The organism is Comamonas fluminis, from assembly GCF_019186805.1.
Lineage (GTDB): Bacteria > Pseudomonadota > Gammaproteobacteria > Burkholderiales > Burkholderiaceae_C > Comamonas > Comamonas fluminis.
Genome location: NZ_CP066783.1, coordinates 3554603 through 3570405, shown reverse-complemented (window position 1 = coordinate 3570405; position 15803 = coordinate 3554603). Strand labels below are relative to the sequence as shown.

At 55.3% G+C, this 15803-nt stretch carries 19 protein-coding genes; 9 read left to right on the top strand and 10 right to left on the bottom strand.

Annotated elements, in window-relative coordinates; translation table 11 throughout:
• Positions 1-62: 62 nt before the first annotated feature.
• The 4 genes from JDW18_RS16560 to JDW18_RS16545 all read left to right on the top strand — a co-directional run bounded on the left by JDW18_RS16560 (position 63) and on the right by JDW18_RS16545 (position 4016).
• Positions 63-1040 carry a Bug family tripartite tricarboxylate transporter substrate binding protein gene (locus JDW18_RS16560; protein ID WP_218240512.1) on the top strand — a complete coding sequence of 326 codons (978 nt, stop codon included), beginning with the start codon at positions 63-65 and terminating at the stop codon, positions 1038-1040.
• Positions 1041-1059: 19 nt separating this feature from the next.
• Positions 1060-2010 (top strand): acetaldehyde dehydrogenase (acetylating), encoded by a 951-nt coding sequence (locus JDW18_RS16555; RefSeq protein WP_218240511.1) that lies wholly within the window; start codon positions 1060-1062, stop codon positions 2008-2010.
• An 11-nt stretch (positions 2011-2021) separates the two neighbouring features.
• Positions 2022-3053 carry a 4-hydroxy-2-oxovalerate aldolase gene (gene dmpG / locus JDW18_RS16550; protein WP_218240509.1) on the top strand — a complete coding sequence of 344 codons (1032 nt, stop codon included), beginning with the start codon at positions 2022-2024 and terminating at the stop codon, positions 3051-3053.
• A gap of 102 nt (positions 3054-3155) precedes the next feature.
• Positions 3156-4016, top strand: a complete 861-nt coding sequence (locus tag JDW18_RS16545) for an alpha/beta fold hydrolase (RefSeq protein WP_218240507.1) — start codon at positions 3156-3158, stop codon at positions 4014-4016.
• Positions 4017-4204: 188 nt separating this feature from the next.
• Here the strand turns inward: JDW18_RS16545 and JDW18_RS16540 are convergent, their stop codons facing one another.
• Positions 4205-5140, bottom strand: coding sequence for a LysR family transcriptional regulator (locus JDW18_RS16540; protein ID WP_218240505.1), 936 nt, complete (start codon positions 5138-5140; stop codon positions 4205-4207).
• Positions 5141-5310: 170 nt separating this feature from the next.
• Between JDW18_RS16540 and JDW18_RS16535 the strand changes: the two genes are divergently transcribed.
• The 3 genes from JDW18_RS16535 (at position 5311) to tenA (ending at position 8324) form a co-directional block, all read left to right on the top strand.
• Entirely contained in the window at positions 5311-6330 is a 1020-nt protein-coding gene (locus tag JDW18_RS16535) for an aromatic ring-hydroxylating dioxygenase subunit alpha (RefSeq protein ID WP_218240503.1), read from the top strand.
• Between the two features lie 10 nt (positions 6331-6340).
• Positions 6341-7315 (top strand): Bug family tripartite tricarboxylate transporter substrate binding protein, encoded by a 975-nt coding sequence (locus JDW18_RS16530; protein WP_218240501.1) that lies wholly within the window; start codon positions 6341-6343, stop codon positions 7313-7315.
• A 337-nt stretch (positions 7316-7652) separates the two neighbouring features.
• On the top strand, positions 7653-8324 hold the full coding sequence (gene tenA / locus JDW18_RS16525) for a thiaminase II (RefSeq protein WP_218240499.1): 672 nt from the start codon (positions 7653-7655) through the stop codon (positions 8322-8324).
• Between the two features lie 417 nt (positions 8325-8741).
• Here the strand turns inward: tenA and JDW18_RS16520 are convergent, their stop codons facing one another.
• Both JDW18_RS16520 and JDW18_RS16515 read right to left on the bottom strand, forming a co-directional pair.
• Positions 8742-9749, bottom strand: a complete 1008-nt coding sequence (locus tag JDW18_RS16520) for a DUF2931 family protein (RefSeq protein WP_218240497.1) — start codon at positions 9747-9749, stop codon at positions 8742-8744.
• A 69-nt stretch (positions 9750-9818) separates the two neighbouring features.
• A complete protein-coding gene (locus JDW18_RS16515) occupies positions 9819-10748 on the bottom strand; it encodes a LysR family transcriptional regulator (RefSeq protein WP_218243953.1) in 930 nt (309 codons plus the stop codon).
• Between the two features lie 233 nt (positions 10749-10981).
• On the opposite strand from JDW18_RS16515, the gene JDW18_RS16510 reads away from it, so the two are divergent.
• On the top strand, positions 10982-11806 hold the full coding sequence (locus tag JDW18_RS16510; protein WP_218243952.1) for a DMT family transporter: 825 nt from the start codon (positions 10982-10984) through the stop codon (positions 11804-11806).
• 55 nt (positions 11807-11861) lie between these two features.
• On the opposite strand, the gene JDW18_RS16505 is transcribed toward JDW18_RS16510, so the two are convergent.
• Together JDW18_RS16505 and JDW18_RS16500 are read right to left on the bottom strand one after the other, a co-directional pair.
• Positions 11862-12602 carry an LrgB family protein gene (locus JDW18_RS16505; RefSeq protein ID WP_218240495.1) on the bottom strand — a complete coding sequence of 247 codons (741 nt, stop codon included), beginning with the start codon at positions 12600-12602 and terminating at the stop codon, positions 11862-11864.
• Positions 12599-12991, bottom strand: coding sequence for a CidA/LrgA family protein (locus JDW18_RS16500; protein WP_218240492.1), 393 nt, complete (start codon positions 12989-12991; stop codon positions 12599-12601). The genes JDW18_RS16505 and JDW18_RS16500 overlap by 4 nt, the downstream gene beginning before the upstream one ends.
• A gap of 196 nt (positions 12992-13187) precedes the next feature.
• Here JDW18_RS16500 and JDW18_RS16495 point away from each other — a divergent pair, with 196 nt between their 5' ends.
• Positions 13188-13406, top strand: coding sequence for a hypothetical protein (locus JDW18_RS16495; RefSeq protein ID WP_218240490.1), 219 nt, complete (start codon positions 13188-13190; stop codon positions 13404-13406).
• 94 nt (positions 13407-13500) lie between these two features.
• On the opposite strand, the gene JDW18_RS16490 is transcribed toward JDW18_RS16495, so the two are convergent.
• The 5 genes from JDW18_RS16490 to JDW18_RS16470 all read right to left on the bottom strand — a co-directional run bounded on the left by JDW18_RS16490 (position 13501) and on the right by JDW18_RS16470 (position 15789).
• The gene (locus JDW18_RS16490) at positions 13501-13728 is read right to left on the bottom strand and encodes a hypothetical protein (RefSeq protein WP_218240489.1); all 228 of its coding nucleotides are present in this window, start codon (positions 13726-13728) and stop codon (positions 13501-13503) included.
• 82 nt (positions 13729-13810) lie between these two features.
• Positions 13811-14083, bottom strand: a complete 273-nt coding sequence (locus JDW18_RS16485; protein ID WP_218240487.1) for a hypothetical protein — start codon at positions 14081-14083, stop codon at positions 13811-13813.
• A 16-nt stretch (positions 14084-14099) separates the two neighbouring features.
• Positions 14100-14354, bottom strand: coding sequence for a hypothetical protein (locus JDW18_RS16480; protein WP_218240485.1), 255 nt, complete (start codon positions 14352-14354; stop codon positions 14100-14102).
• Positions 14355-14381: 27 nt separating this feature from the next.
• The gene (locus JDW18_RS16475) at positions 14382-14870 is read right to left on the bottom strand and encodes a hypothetical protein (protein WP_218240483.1); all 489 of its coding nucleotides are present in this window, start codon (positions 14868-14870) and stop codon (positions 14382-14384) included.
• Between the two features lie 31 nt (positions 14871-14901).
• On the bottom strand, positions 14902-15789 hold the full coding sequence (locus JDW18_RS16470; protein WP_218240482.1) for a BrxR family transcriptional regulator: 888 nt from the start codon (positions 15787-15789) through the stop codon (positions 14902-14904).
• Between the last annotated feature and the right edge of the window lie 14 nt (positions 15790-15803).

Sequence of the window (15803 nt, the reverse complement as noted above, 5' to 3'; positions counted from 1 at the left end):
AAGCCTCACGAATTTGCCATTTTTCACCCCGGAAACCGACTTACTACAACGGAGACAATCGCATGTGGAATCGACGTAACCTGCTAGGCCTTAGCGCTCTCGCCATTGCAGCCACTGCTGCACCTGCCTGGGCGGAGGCGAGCTTTCCCAGCCGCTCACTGACCATGGTCGTGCCATTTCCTGCAGGCGGAATCACGGATGCCATTGCGCGCATCCTGGCGCTCAAAGTCAGCGAACAACTTGGCAAACCTGTGGTTGTCGATAACAAGCCAGGCGGTGGCGGCCAGATTGCGGCGGCCTTTGTGCGCCAGCAACCGGCGGATGGGCACACGATTTACGTGGGCGCCACCGAAATGTTTGCCATCAACCCCACGTTGTTTCGCAACTTTTCGTATGACCCTCTGAAGGACTTCACGCCCATCACTTCGCTGATCTCTTCACCTCTGGTGATGGTGGTTGGGGTCAATAGCCCCATGAACAGCGTCAGCGACGTGGTGCAGCAAGCCAAAACCCGCAAGGGTGGCCTGAACTTCGCTTCACAGGGCATGGGCTCCATTGGGCACCTGCTGGGTGAAACCTTCCGTGGCAAAACGGGCGGCACCTTCAACCATGTGGCATACAAAGGCTCGGCACCTGCGCTGCAAGACGTGATGAGTGGTCAAGTTGACTTCATGTTTGACCCCGTCATCAGCACAGCGCCCCTGATTGCAGGCAAAAAGCTCAAACCGCTTGCCATTGCCGCAGACAAGCGTGCTCCGCAAATGCCTGATGTGCCAACGCTTGCCGAACTCGGAATCCAAGGCGTGAACGCTGGCGTGTGGTTTGGCGCTGTGGCAAAGGCTGGTACGCCAGCGGCCACTGTCAACCGCCTCAATGAAGCGCTGCTGAAGGCGATGAAAGATCCCGAAGTGCTCAAGCGCTTTGCCGATCAAGGCATGCAGCCTTTCCCTTCTACTCCGGCTCAGTTTGGAGCTTTCATCCAGTCCGAGCTGACTCGCTGGGCACCGCTGATTAAAGCCAGCGGCGCCTCTATCGAATGATTTCACACTGAATATTGCTATGACACGCAAACTCAAGGCAGCCATCATTGGCAGCGGGAATATTGGTACTGATCTGATGATCAAGATCCTGCGCCACGGCAAAAACATTGAAATGGGCGCCATGGTTGGTATCGACCCTGCCTCCGATGGACTGGCGCGCGCAGCTCGCATGGGCGTCGCAGTGACTCATGAAGGGGTGGAGGGTTTGACTCGCATGCCTGAGTTTGCTGACATCGACTTTGTGTTCGATGCCACCAGTGCTGGCGCCCATGTCAAAAATGATGCGTTCTTGCGTGGCCTCAAGCCAGGCATTCGAATGATTGACCTGACGCCTGCAGCCATTGGCCCTTACTGCATTCCCGTCGTCAATGGTCAATCGCATCTGGATGCGCTGAACGTCAATATGGTTACCTGCGGCGGGCAGGCCACCATTCCGATGGTGGCCGCGGTATCCCGGGTTGCCAAGGTGCATTACGGTGAAATCGTGGCTTCGATTGCCAGCAAAAGTGCAGGCCCTGGAACGCGCGCCAATATTGACGAGTTCACAGAAACTACATCGAAAGCCATCGAGGTGGTTGGCGGGGCCTCCAAGGGGAAAGCCATCATCATCATGAACCCGGCAGAGCCGCCATTGATCATGCGCGATACGGTCTACACCTTGAGTGACTTTGCGGACCAGGACGCCATTGCCGAATCTGTCGAGCGCATGGCGGCAGATGTGCAGTCTTACGTTCCCGGCTATCGCTTGAAGCAAAAAGTGCAGTTCGACCGCATCGACACGCCCATTCGCATTCCCGGCGTTGGCAATGCAATGACAGGTCTGAAAACCTCGGTGTTTCTGGAGGTGGAAGGCGCTGCTCACTACCTGCCCGCCTATGCAGGAAATCTGGACATCATGACCAGCGCGGGTCTTCGTACTGCCGAGCACATGGCAGCCCGCATGCTGGCTGCCGAGCATGCATCTGCCTGAGAAAGACGGCTATGAACGCGAACAAGAAACTTTATATTTCCGACGTCACTTTGCGAGATGGCAGTCATGCCATCCGCCATCAGTACAGCATTGATCAGGTCCAGCAGATTGCCAGAGCACTTGATGAAGCCAGAGTGGACTCCATCGAAGTTGCGCATGGGGACGGTTTGCAAGGCTCCAGCTTCAACTATGGCTTTGGTGCTCACACGGATCTGGAATGGATTGAGGCGGTTGCCAGCGTGGTCAAGCATGCCAAGCTTACAACGCTGCTGCTGCCGGGCATTGGCACTGTTCATGATCTGAAAGCTGCCTACGATGCCGGTGTACGTGTGGTGCGTGTGGCAACTCACTGCACCGAGGCCGATGTTTCGCGCCAGCATATTGAGTATGCCCGGCACCTGGGCATGGAGGCCGTGGGCTTTTTAATGATGAGCCATATGCAAACTCCGCAAGGGCTGGCCCAACAGGCCAAGCTGATGGAAAGCTATGGGGCAACGGTCTGCTATGTCGTGGACTCTGGCGGGGCTCTGGGGATGCAGGATGTGCGTGATCGCTTTCGCGCCTTCAAGGATGTGCTCAAACCTGAAACGCAGACAGGCATGCACGCCCACCACAACCTGAGCCTGGGCGTGGCCAATTCCATTGTGGCTGTGGAAGAGGGCTGCGACCGCGTCGATGCAAGCTTGGCTGGCATGGGGGCAGGTGCCGGTAATGCCCCGCTGGAGGTGTTCATCGCCGCTGCAGACCGCATGGGCTGGAACCATGGCACCGATCTGTACAAGCTGATGGATGCTGCCGACGACATTGTTCGCCCGCTGCAAGATCGCCCCGTGCGCGTGGATCGTGAAACCCTGGCGCTTGGCTATGCCGGTGTATATAGCTCCTTCCTTCGCCATGCTGAAGTGGCTGCGGCCAAGTACAACCTCAAAGCTGTGGATATTCTGGTCGAACTGGGCAAGCGCCGCATGGTGGGCGGCCAGGAAGACATGATTGTGGACGTGGCTCTGGACTTGCTGCGCCAGCAGGGGGCCGTGGCGGCCTGACCAGGCCTCTCAGTCAGATCAAGGTAATCACCCTTCAAAGTCTTTTTCTCGCTTGCGTGAGCATCTTTTCGCAAGCTGCTTTCCACTCACGGAAATACGGATATGAACACCGCCATTACTGAAGAATCAACCAGCCGATTTGTCACCATTACTGAAGATGGAAAGCCTCTCAAACTGCATTACAACGACGTTGGCAGTGGAGAGCAGGTTGTCGTCATGCTGCACGGCTCAGGGCCGGGCGCCAGTGGCTGGGCCAACTTTCACCGCAATATCGAGCCGCTGGTCAGTGCAGGCTACCGCGTCATCTTGCTGGACTGCCCGGGCTGGAGCAAGAGCGACACCATCGTCAGCACAGGCTCGCGCTCTGACCTCAATGCGCGTTGTTTAAAGGCGGTGCTGGACGAGCTTCAGCTTGCCAAGGTGCACATCATTGGCAACTCCATGGGCGGGCATAGTGCCGTTGGCTTTGCGCTGGCGAACCCGGAGATGGTTGGAAAGCTCATTTTGATGGGCGGGGGAACTGGCGGGCCCAGCAGCTTTGTGCCCATGCCCACCGAAGGCATCAAGTTGATTGGTGCGCTGTATCGCGATCCTACGGTGGAAAATATCAAGCGCATGATGAGCGTGTTTGTATATGACGCCAGCAGCTTGACGGAAGAGCTTTACCAGCAGCGCTTGAATAATATTCTTGCACGCCGTGACCATCTGGAAAATTTTGTCAAAAGTCTGCAGATCAATCCCAAACAGTTCAGTGATTACAGCTCCCGCTTATCGGAGATAAAGGCCAAGACATTGGTAATCTGGGGACGGGATGATCGTTTTGTTCCGCTGGATATTGGTCTGCGCTTGATCTGGGGTATTCCCAATGCGGAGTTACATGTCTTTAACCAGTGCGGGCACTGGGCGCAATGGGAGCATGCAGATGCTTTTAATAAAATGGTTCAGGACTTTTTGACCAGATAAATTGACATTATTCTGAGAAGTTCATTAAATACATTGGCTATTGATGATGAATAGTTGTCAGAGTATTTAATGTCTTTTTGGAGTGTGAATTTTATTTTTAAATTCAGGAAGAGGCTAAGGAATCTATGGATTTCTTGGCTTCATCCATTTTATGGATATTTTTTACATGTAATTTATTTTTGAAATATTTATTCAATGGTGTTCTTTCCATAAAGCAGTTCGACACCTAGCCATTGTTTATTTGATTCACATTGCATGATATTTTTATAGATAAGGTCTCTGGCGGTCATGACACTGTCAGATTGGCTGCTGCGCATGTTTTCATAAAGACTCCAGGTGATATACATTCCACGCAGATGTGTCCAAGAAAGATTTTTATTAATCTCTGCATCACCTAAAACCCCTGCGGGTAAGACGGTGTATGCGCGACCACTCGTCGCAAGATCCAGGCAAAAAGTCAGGGTGTCGGTTTCCAGGGCCAGTTGCAGCTTGAATCCATTACGAAGTATCTGTCGTTCGACATAATTTCGTAGAGCATTGGACTTTCCTGCAAGAACCAGCTTTTTGTCTTTAATGATGGATATCGATGATGCATTTTCGGTATCCAGGCCGCTGCTTTTGGAGCCGATCAGAACCAGTGGCTCCCGCACCAAAGGGGTCTGGCGGTAGGCGGGGGACGCTGATGCATCAAAAGGTGCAATGCAAAGGTCTACCAGCCCTGCGGAGAGGTACTCACGCAGAACATGGCTCACATCCTCGTAAACACGTAGCGACAATTGCATTCGCTCGTCCAGCAAAGATTTCACATACCGAGAAGTGAATACATGGTGCCAGGATGGTGAAAACCCGATGATTAACTGTCCCGAAGATTGTTCACTGACTTGCTCTTTAAGAACCGTGAATTGCTTGAGCAGAGGACGCACGCGGTCGGCCAGCATTTGACCGGCATTAGTCAGGGTTACCCCGCCTTTGCTGCGGTGAAAAAGTATATTCCCCATCTCCTGTTCCAGCGCCGCCATATGGCGAGATAAGGCTGGCTGCGACAGGTTGAGATCAATGGCTGCCTTGTTGATGCTGCCAAGTTCGGCAACTCGCAGAAAGTAAGTCAGCAAACGCGTATCCATCGTGCCTCCTTGTTATCCATTTTTTGGATAAGCATTATAAGCATACGTATCTTTCATCTGCTGAGCACACATCGTAAATTTAATTTTCAATCTTTGAAGAAGCCTTCATGGGTTTGAAGGGGTGGCTTTTGAATGGCAATTTCATCCAATGATTAAACTAAGGAGACACGATGAAGTTCGTTAAAAATGCGTGGTATGTGGCAGCTTGGGCGGATGAGGTTGGATCTGATAACCTTTTTTACAGAACGATACTTGGTGATTCCATTCTGTTGTTTCGTCAGGAGGATGGAGTGGCTGTCGCGTTGAGGAACCGCTGTCCCCATCGATTCGTTCCCTTGCATCTGGGAAAGAAAATAGGCAATACCGTGCAGTGCGCCTATCACGGGCTGGTTTTTAATGCGCAGGGAAAATGCTCGGCAACACCCTGTGGTGAATCCATTCCACGGGGTGCCGAAGTGCGAAGTTACCCTTTGGTGGAGAAACAGAAATTGCTCTATATCTGGATGGGTGATCCTGAAAAAGCAGATGAAAGCAAAATTCCTGATTTTTGGTATATTGAAGATGACTCTTGGGCCAGTGTCAAAGGATATATACGCGGAGAATCTAACTATCAACTGATGGTTGATAATATTCTTGACTTGACGCATACCAATTATCTGCATGCAGATACGCTGGGGTCTGAAGCCCTGGCGACGGTAAAGACTGATATTGAAGACAAGCCGGAGCATCTGCGGCTCAAGCGCTGGATGCCTAACCAGTTTCAGGCCCCACTAAGCGCTGCGTCCCGAGGCTTTGCGCATCGTCTGGCGGACTCGTGGCTGGATACAACCTGGTATCCGCCCAGCAATATGGTGATCGAGATGGGGATGACTGAGCCAGGCGGTCGGCGCGAAGACGGCAAGGTGGCTTTCAGCCTGCATTTGGTCACCCCTGAGACTGAAACCAGCAATCACTATTTCTGGAGCATGTCCCGCGACTACTGCGTGGAGGACAGCGAGATGACGCGCGTGATTGGTCATGGCTTTGAGAAAGCCTTCACCGTGGAGGACAAGCCAGTTTTGGAGCATCAGCAGCGAGCCATGGGAGAGACGAGTTTCTGGGACATGAAGCCGATTTTCCTGGCTGGCGATTCAGGCGCATTGCGCGCACGTCGACGTATTGATGCCATGCTGGCCGAAGAGCAGGCATAAGGAGCACACCATGCAAAGACGAAACTTGCTTGCACTGGCTGTTGCGGCTTGCGGCGCCGGATGGACATGGGCCGAGGAAAAATTTCCCTCGCGACCTCTGCGACTGATTGTTCCTTTTCCTGTGGGCGGGCCCGCCGATACGACGGCGCGTGGACTGGCGGCAAAGCTCAGTCAGAAGCTGGGACAGTCCGTGGTGGTGGATAACAGGCCAGGGGCCAACACCATGATTGGTGCAGATCTGGTCGCGAAATCCAAGGCGGATGGGTACACACTGCTGTATGCCACGGATGCCACTATCTCCATCAACCCGCTGATCTATAAAAAGATGAGCTACGAGCCTGCGCGTGACTTTGTGCCGGTCAGCGGGGTCATGCATGCGCCAGAGTTTTTGATCGTCAACTCATCTTTGCCGGTGAGCTCGCTCAAGGAGTTCATCCAGTACGCGAAAGACCCGCGTAACAGCATCAACTATGGTTCGATCGGCATTGGCAGCAACGCCCACCTGGCTGCGGAAGCGATTGCGTCATCGGTTGGAGGCCGCTTCAATCACGTGCCCTACAAAGGCTCGGCGGAAGTGGTGCCTGCACTGATCAACGGAGATGTGCAGTTTCTGATCTTGTCGCCGTCCCTCATTCATGAGCATGTCAAAAGCGGCCGTCTGAAGGTGCTGGCAGTCATGAGCCGGGAGCGCAGCATTCTGATGCCAGAGGTGCCGACCTTCACCGAAGCAGGCTTGCCGGGGTTTGACAACCGTATCTGGTTTGGGGTGTTTGCCCCCAAAGGCATACCCGCGCAGGTTCAGGCCCAACTGGAAGATGCGATCAAGGAGATCGTTGCCTCGGACGAGTTCACGAAAAAAGTGCTGATTCCCGCTGGAATGGAGCCGATTGAGAAGCCGGGCGGAGACTTCCTCAAAGGCCTGCTGCAGGCTAACAAAGATCGCTACTCTCGCTACGTCAAGATTGCCAATATCAAGATGGATTGAGGGCGCCTGACATCGGTCCCGCTTGCCCCGCTTGCACCAACGAGAAGAAGGCGCAAGCGGGATTTTTCAATGCGCTTGCTGATACCTGTGGCTGCTTGAGAGCGATGCGGCATTGCGCGGGTGTGCAGCATATATTCCGGGAAATTGAAGGCGATCTGCGCTGGGTGCGAAGTGTTTGCTGTGCCTCGTGAATTGTGCCACCCGGGGCATCTGAATCAATACTGGCATGGGCTGAACGGCCATGCGGCGCAGTGCGGAAAATATCGACCAGAATGCCAAGTTCCTCAGCCAGTGCATGCGCTGGCTGCTATGAATTTGAATATCGGAGATATTGCCCATGTCTTTCAGTCAAAGCCTCTGGGATGCCAACAAGCCGCTGTTTCAAAGCACGCTGGAGCTGCCCTTCAACCAGGAGCTGGCCGCTGGTACCTTGAGCCAGGAGCGCTTTCGCCACTACATGATTCAGGATGCGCACTACCTGGTCGCCTATGGCCGCGCCCTTGCGGTGACGGCGGCCAAGTCCGACAACGCAGAAGGTGTGGTGCAGTTTGCCAATGCGGCCAATGAAGCTGTAGTGGTGGAGCGAGCCCTGCATGGCGGCTTTATGCGCGACTTTGGCATTACCGCCGAGCAGTTCGCGGCCACGCCGCTGACGCCTGCCTGCCACCACTACACCAGCTTCCTCGTGTCTACGGCCTGGAGCAAGCCTTACCCAGTGGCCGTGGCGGCTCTGCTGCCATGCTTCTGGATTTACGCCGAAGTGGGGCGCGATATTCATGCGCGATCGGCCAAGGACAATCCTTATCAGGCCTGGGTGGACACCTACGCCAGCGAGGAATTCCACACCGCTGTGCGCGGGGTCTGTGCCACGGTGGACCGCCTGGCTGCTGATGCCAACGACGCCACACGCGCGGCCATGCACGCCGCTTACAAGGATGCGGCGCGGCTGGAGTGGATGTTCTGGGACAGCGCTTATCGCCTGGACGAGTGGCAGGGTGCGCTGAAGTAAGTCGTCTTTTGCGTATCTGAAGCCATGGCTGATAAAAAAATAATCAGCCATGGCTTTTTTGCGTGGAATCAATGGCTTAAGCCAGTTATTCAAACCAAGGTGAGGGCTTGTCCACAAGCTTGTAGCGCCGGATTGGGGAGAACTTGGTCTGCAGCGCTTTTCCAGATTGCGTGAGCTGCTATGAATTGCATAGTTCACAGGCTGGGTCCGCTGGATTGTGGATTTGCCTAAAATTTAAGCGGCAACTGCGAAGTCATTGCGAAACAAAGACTTAGGAGGCTTATCCAGATGCCGCATCGCGCTTGTCCACAAGCTTGGGCAGGGGGAATGGGGACAACCGGACATGGTGAAGGTGAAGCAGGGCATGGCGGGGCTGTATCTGTGCTGGAGTGGCGCCCAGGTGGCTTCCGACCCGTTTTATAGGCCCATTTCCTCAATATCTATTTTTTTAAATTCCACTCTCTTGCCCCCTTGTTCTACATATAAATGGGCTTCATTGGGGCTGGAAAAATCTATAGTGAAATTCACAAGATCTTGAGCATTAAAATTTGCATGGAAAATTGAGTCAATATCCGCATCCAATGTGACGCGGTAACGTGATTTGACCGATCCTTCTTTTACATCCAATATAAATAGTTTTGGGATATAGTTTAAAGTGGTGCTATCCACATTATTTAAAACGGTTTGATCTTCTCCATTCATCATCTTTGCAGTATATGCAATCAATTTTTTTGGTGAGTTTGTGTTTAATTTCCATTGGACGGGGTGGAATATTTTTTCATTGAATGATTCGGCCTTTTTGAGGGCGTTTTTACGGGATGCCTTAACCCTTGTCACATATTGATCTTTGGTAATGGCTTGTGCTGGTGAATTGGACCAAGTCTGTTGTATATGTGTTTCCCAAGGAATATCTATTTTATGTCCTTGATACGCTCCAATGAATTTGATGTCTGCACCACCGAGAAAAATATAAACTTTTCCTTCCGGTCCAGAATTCACCACAATTCGGTCATATCTTCGAATTTTCTGAGAGGGCTTGGAAACAAAAACGCCTTGAATTTTCTCATTTAATAATTTGGATATGGCTTCTTTGGGTAAATTTATTTGGGCTTGCCAAAAGTTGCCATCTTGAAAAGAAAGCCATGTGACCAGCATGGAACTTGGTATTTGAAAATCCGATCTGGGAGAATTCTGCACACCGGTGCCTAATTCTCCGCCTGCAATGTTTCTACCGCCGAAATGCGTAATAACCTTGCCGGATGCATCTGCAATATATGTCTGTTTATTATTGTATTCAGACATAAACCCTGGCACCCAACCGATATCAACTTGATATTCACTGGCGATGGCTGGTTTCAGCATTAACCCTAATATTAGAAAAAATTGCAAGGGAAAAGTTAAAAACATTTCTTTCCGTATCTGCATGCTCGTATCCTTTTTTGTCATCCAGTTTTAAAGATGATTCAAAAATTATTTTTTATGAGCATATTTTTGTCAATTTCCCTCTCCCTGCACCAAATGGTCAATCAAGGCTCGCACTTTCAGCGGCAGATGGCGCGTGGGCGGGTACAGCGCATAGGCCGTGCGTTCGGCATAGCCGCCGCACAGTTGCCAGCCGGGCAGCAGTTGCACCAGGCGGCCATCGGCCAGGGCCTGCTCTGCTGCAAAGTCGGCCGCAATGCCCACGCCCTGGTGTTGCAGGGCCAGGGTGACGATCCCGGTGCTGCTGGCCACGGTGATGGGGGTGTGCACGGCAAGCTCGACCGGGGCTGGGTTATGGGCCGCCACCGGCTCCCAGCGCAGCTGGTTTTGAAAATCGCCATAGCCCAGGGTGATGCAAGGAAGATCGGCCAGATCGCGCGGGTGGGTGAGGGGGCTGGGCAACTGCTGCAGCCAGGCGGGTGACGCCACGGCGATGTAGCGCACGGGGCGCAGCGCGCGTGCCACCAAGCCGGGGGGCAACTGGGCGGGCGTGGTGATGCGGATGGCCAGATCCAGCCCTTCTTCGGTCAGGTCCACCATGCGGTCGCTCAGCTGCATGGAGATTTCCACGGCCGGCCAGCGCTGGCGCAACGCGGGCAGTTGCGGGGCCAGCCAGATGTCGCCAAACACCACCGGGGCGCTGATGCGTACCGTGCCGCGCGGGGTGTCTCCATAGTGGCCGGCGGTGGCGTGCACCTCGCGTGCCAGGCGGGCCATCTGGGCGCAACCAGCATAGACCTCGGCGCCCAGTTCGGTCAGCGAAACAGACCGTGTGGTGCGATGCAACAGGCGCGCGCCCCAGTGCGCCTCCAGCCGGCCCACGCTGCGGCTGACGGCCGAGGTGGTCAGCCCCAGCTGGCGCGCCGCAGCGGCAAAGCCGCGCAGCTCCACCACTTTGGCGAAGACCAGCATTTCGGGGACCAAGGTGTGTTCGGTGAGCATGGGGGCAGGGTAAGCAGCTTTGAAAGCGGTTTTTGTTGAATACGGCGCAACGGTGATTTGCATGGTGACGCATTGATGCGTGGTGCGCAATACGCGACGCTTACGCCATGAACACACCACCACTCACCCAAGCCCCAGGCGCTGCCGCCACGCAGGCCATCCCGCAGGCCACCCCGCAGGTTGTAGCACCCGCTATTCTCTCCGCAGCTCCGCCCCGGGGCGGCAGCTGGCGCATGGTGCTGGCCATGCTGCTGTCGGGCACCATCGGCCTGCTGGTGGTGGAAAGCGGCCTGCCCGTGATGCTGGTGGTCTGGCTGCGCTGCTTGCTGGGCGCACTGGGGCTGGCGGCCTGGGTGGCGTATTCGCGCCAGTGGCTGCGGCCTACGCGGGCGGAATCGCTCTGGCTGGCAGTGGGCGGGCTGGCGCTGGTGCTGAACTGGGTGTGTTTGTTCACGGCCTATGGCTATAGCTCGATTGCCGTGGCCACCGTGGTCTATCACGTGCAGCCTTTTATCTTGCTGCTGCTGGCGGCGATGCTGGGGCAAGAGGCGCTGCCTGTGCGTAAGCTGCCCTGGTTGCTGCTGGCGCTGATAGGCGTGACGCTGAGCAGCGGGCTGCTGCAGGGCGGGCATGCTGCATCAGCGGCAGGTGTGCTGCTGACGCTGGCTGCCGCCACCTTGTATGCCGTGGCCACGCTGGCCACCCAGCGCCTCAAGCGTCTGGCCCCGGCGCAGATTGCCATGCTGCAAATGGTGATCGGTGTGCTGGCGCTGGCCGCACCGGCCTGGCAGCTGGCCACCAGCGCGCAGTTTTCAGCCAAGGCCTGGGCGGCAGTGGTGGTGCTCGGGCTGGTGCACACGGCCTGGATGTACACGCTGATGTACGCCGCCTTTCAGCGCCTGAGCGCGCAGGCCATTGCGGGTCTGTCCTTTATCTACCCCGTCGTGGCGGTGCTGGTGGATTTGCTGTGGTTTGGCCACCACCCCGCACCGGTGCAGGCGCTGGGCATGGTGCTGATTCTGCTGGCGGTCTGGGCCTATCGCAGGCCTAAAAAATAGGAATTCTGAGTCTCTAGTCCTTATGAATAAAGCGCTAGCAGCTATCAAAAAATGACTAAATCCAGGGCGTAATGGCCAGCACCAGCGGCATCATCACCGCCGTCGCCACGCCGTTCAGGCCCATGGCCAGAGCCGAGAATGCGCCTGCCGTGGGGTTGATTTGAATGGAGCGAGCCGTACCAATGGCGTGGGCCGTCAGGCCAATGGCAAAGCCCTGCACCGCAGGGTCTTTAAGGCGCAGCAAGCGGCACAGCAGCGGCGCCATCATGGTGCCGCTGATGCCGGTAATGGCCACGGCCACGGCCGCCAGCGAAGGTGTTCCGCCAAAGCGCTCGGCCATGGGCAGGGCGATGGGAATGGTGGCCGACTTGGGAGCTACAGCAATCAGCGTCGCTTCCGAGCCGCCAAAAGCCCAGGCTATGCCCAGCGCAGAAAACAGCGCCACTACACAGCCCACCAGCAGGGCCACGCTGATGGGCAGCCACAGCTGCTTGATGCGTTCACGCTGTGCGTACAGCGGAATGGCCAGCGCCACCGTGGCCGGGCCAATCATCAGCCCCAGCAGCGATACGCCGCTGCGGTAGGTCTCGTAAGGCGTACCCGTCAGCACCAAGATGCCCACCACCACCAGCACCCCAGTGAACACGGGAATCAGCATGGGGCGGCTGCCGCTTTTCTTGTAGATGGCCATGGCCACCAGATAGACCACCATGGTCAGTACCAGCCAGGGCAGGGGCGATGCATTGGCCAGCCCGGTCCAGGCGGTGGACAGGCGTTCAAGTAGGGGGGTATTCATGCGGCCTCCTGCTCGTTGCCGGTTGCTGCTTCATCCTTGGTGCTTTTGGCGCGTTCGCGCTGAAGAAAAAAGCGAAAAGTCAGCGCCGTCGCGGTAAATGTGACGGCTGCGCCCACCACGCAGGACAGCACAAACGGCAGCCATTCGCGGCGCAGGTGGTCAAACTCCAGCATTACGCCCGCAATCACGGGGATGAACAGCAGCATCATGTTCTGCAGCAAAACCTGCGCGGTGTCTTCCAGCGGCTTGGGCAGGCGCTTGTAGAACAGCAGCCCTATCAGCAGCAGCAACGTGCCGACCAGCGCGCCAGGCAACGGCAGGCCAGAGACACGCACCAGCAGCTCTCCCAGTAAATTAAAGGCAAAAAGAGTGGCAAGCGCATACAGCATGGCGGCAGCTAGCTCCAAAAATAAGAGCGGCCAAGCGCCGGGTTCAGCGCTCAGCCACGGGTCTGAAAGGCGGCGTGAAGTTAGGTAAAGCCGAAAGCCAGCTATTGCGCGCTACGGCGCGCAGGTCTATCTTGAATCTCAGGCGCTTCGGGGCCGGAGCAGCCAGTGATATAGCACGAGCTTAGGAGAAATCATCATGCAAACCGCAGTCTATCGCGCACCAGTGTATGAACCAACGGTCGATGAATTGGAAACCCTCAAGCAACTGGAGATGGGGCAGGACGTATCGCTGTGGTCCGCCGCTCGTGATTACCTGTCCAAACGCCTGCTGGAGCGTGGCCTGGTGACCCAGGACACCGAGCGGCACTGGCATATCACCGACGCCGGGCGTACGCTGATTCGCCGCACTTTCTGAACAGTTTGAGATTTCATGGCCAGAGAAAAGCCGCCCAGTTTGTGAAAACGGGCGGCTTTTTACATGCAGCGAGCTTTTTTGCTTGGGGAATGATTCAGGGCTTGGGCGGAATGCCTCTTTCGGCATCACGTTGCTTTTTCCATTCGAAGTATTCGTCGATGGCCTCAATCATTTCTTCATAGCAGGTCGTGTCGAGAATGGCGCGGTCACCGCCATCAAAAGTGCCTGCTATGGCGGTGTAAAAACCGGGCAGGCCATCAAAAGACTGCTGAATCTTGATTTTGATGCCTCGGTAAACTTCCAGCTCTTCTTTGTTGTCCATGTTTTTCAAGCCTTTCAAAGATTTTTAAAGAGAGGGCCTGTGCCGTTTATTCTGCACAGGTCTGAAAATACGGTGTAGGCAATTACGGCGAAATTTTTGAGATTTTTTCTAAAATCACATCAAGCTTGGTAGGGGCTGAACCGGAAGTCAGGCAGTCTTCCCAGAACCATTTTTCAAAGACCTCCTGAACTGCTTGGCGAACCGGCATTCCGCTGTTCGCAAGTGATGTGATTTCAGCAGCTTCACTGGAATACTCATCCTCCATACCTTCGTTGGCGTTGCAGCAGGTTGTCATGGGGTCCAGTTCCCACAGAATGGTGGAAATTTCTTCCGCAATCAGTTTCTTATCAGTCATTTTTTAAATCCCTGGTTTATTCTTTGGTGAGCTTTTTGCAATATGCAAAGGCATGAAACGACTGCTGCGCAGTGGCATATGTTGCTGCTTCTTCGTTGAATTTCTGGGCGTATGCCAAGGCTTGTTCTTCAGTCGGAAAAACAAGGCGTTCATCCAGTCGCACGCCCCAGTCGGCTTCAGATTCATGAATATCGACATGCCAGGTTTTAGGTGCCGAAGGCTTCAGTGGCTTGGGGGCCTTGGGGCGAAATCTGGACTTTAGCTTGGACATCTCTCCTCCTGTATTTCGGGTGGGAAACTATCTCAGTGGTGCATCAGTGCGGAAATTGCGGATCTGCCAGCCGTATTGCGATTCAATGGCCGTGCACGGGCGCGGTTTTGAATCTCCGTCGAGGAAAATGCCTCTGCCATAACGCTCGTACAGCTTGGCAACGAGCATGAGCGGTGCGATGGCAAAACGTCCACAGCCACGAAAACCCAGATAGCCAGATGCGGGCAGGGCAGCTCGAAATGCCTTGTGAATTTCGGCATAAATATCGCTACCCAGGGTGCTGACTCCTTTCTCATCCGGAATCAACCGTGCGAACTGGTAGCTAAATTCACCAGCATCGTTCCGGTAAATGGCATACACATCAGCGCCGTGCTCGGTGTCTTTCACTGTGACCTTGACGTGGGTCGGCAGGCGCTGCAGATAGCGTGCAAAAAGCATCAAATCCGCAGAGTGCTCGATCAACTCACTGTCTTGCGCTGGCAAATCAGCGGAAGGTTGGGGCAGGCTCTGCGGCATCTTGAGTCGCTCCTTCAGGCGTTGAATAGGGTCAGGACTTGACGATGTAGCCCGGTGCCAGTGCTGCGCTGCCTGCACCGTGCAGTTCAGCGGGGTCTGCCAGGCGCAGCCGGACTTCGGGGCCGTTCAGATGCGCATCCGGGCTGCAGTCCACCTGCCACTGCCGCATCACATAACCGGCCACAGCGCCGCGCAATGAAACCTGCAAGCGCCCCTGCTGCATTCCAAAGTCTTTGGCAATCACCTCGGGGTGCGGGCGCGATGGATGGGGAATCAAGGTCAGCTTGAACATCTGGTTCCACTGCGTATCGGCGGCTATCCGCTCGGGCAGGGCAGGGGGGCTGCAGTCCATCAATGCGCGAACATCCTCCATGCGCGTCAGCACCAGGTCGCGAAAATGCCCTTTGGTGCGGTCGAAGGCGCGTACGTGCCAGCGCAGTCCAGAGTCCACCAGCGAGTGGGGCACGATGACCCGGGCGCCGGCACCTTTTTTCATGGACAGATAGGTCAGCGCCAGAATCTGCCCCTTGTGAATCGCCCGGGTGACGGTCGCCAGCGTGTAGAGGTCTGGCTGGTTCAGGCGTCTGGGTGCAGCGAAGGAAATGGTTTCGCTGGCCGTGCCGGAATCCGCGGCGGCGACACCGGATGTCAGTGCGGCCAGAACCTTCTCGGGGTCATGCGCAAACAGCGGCTTGAACGTTGGCTGATAGAGATAGAGCTTGTGCTCGTAGCTCACATTTTCGGGGGCCAGTTGCTTGTAGAGCATCAGGTCGCGGGTTCCTGCCGCGGTGGCAACTTCAAATCGCTCCAGCACATGCTTGCGGGCCACAGCGCCATAGAACCACACGCGAAACTCTATAAATGTCAGGCGCAGCCGCTGCGCGGCAGAAAGGCTGGAGAGTAGTTCTTCATTGTTCATGGCGGTGCGGCGTA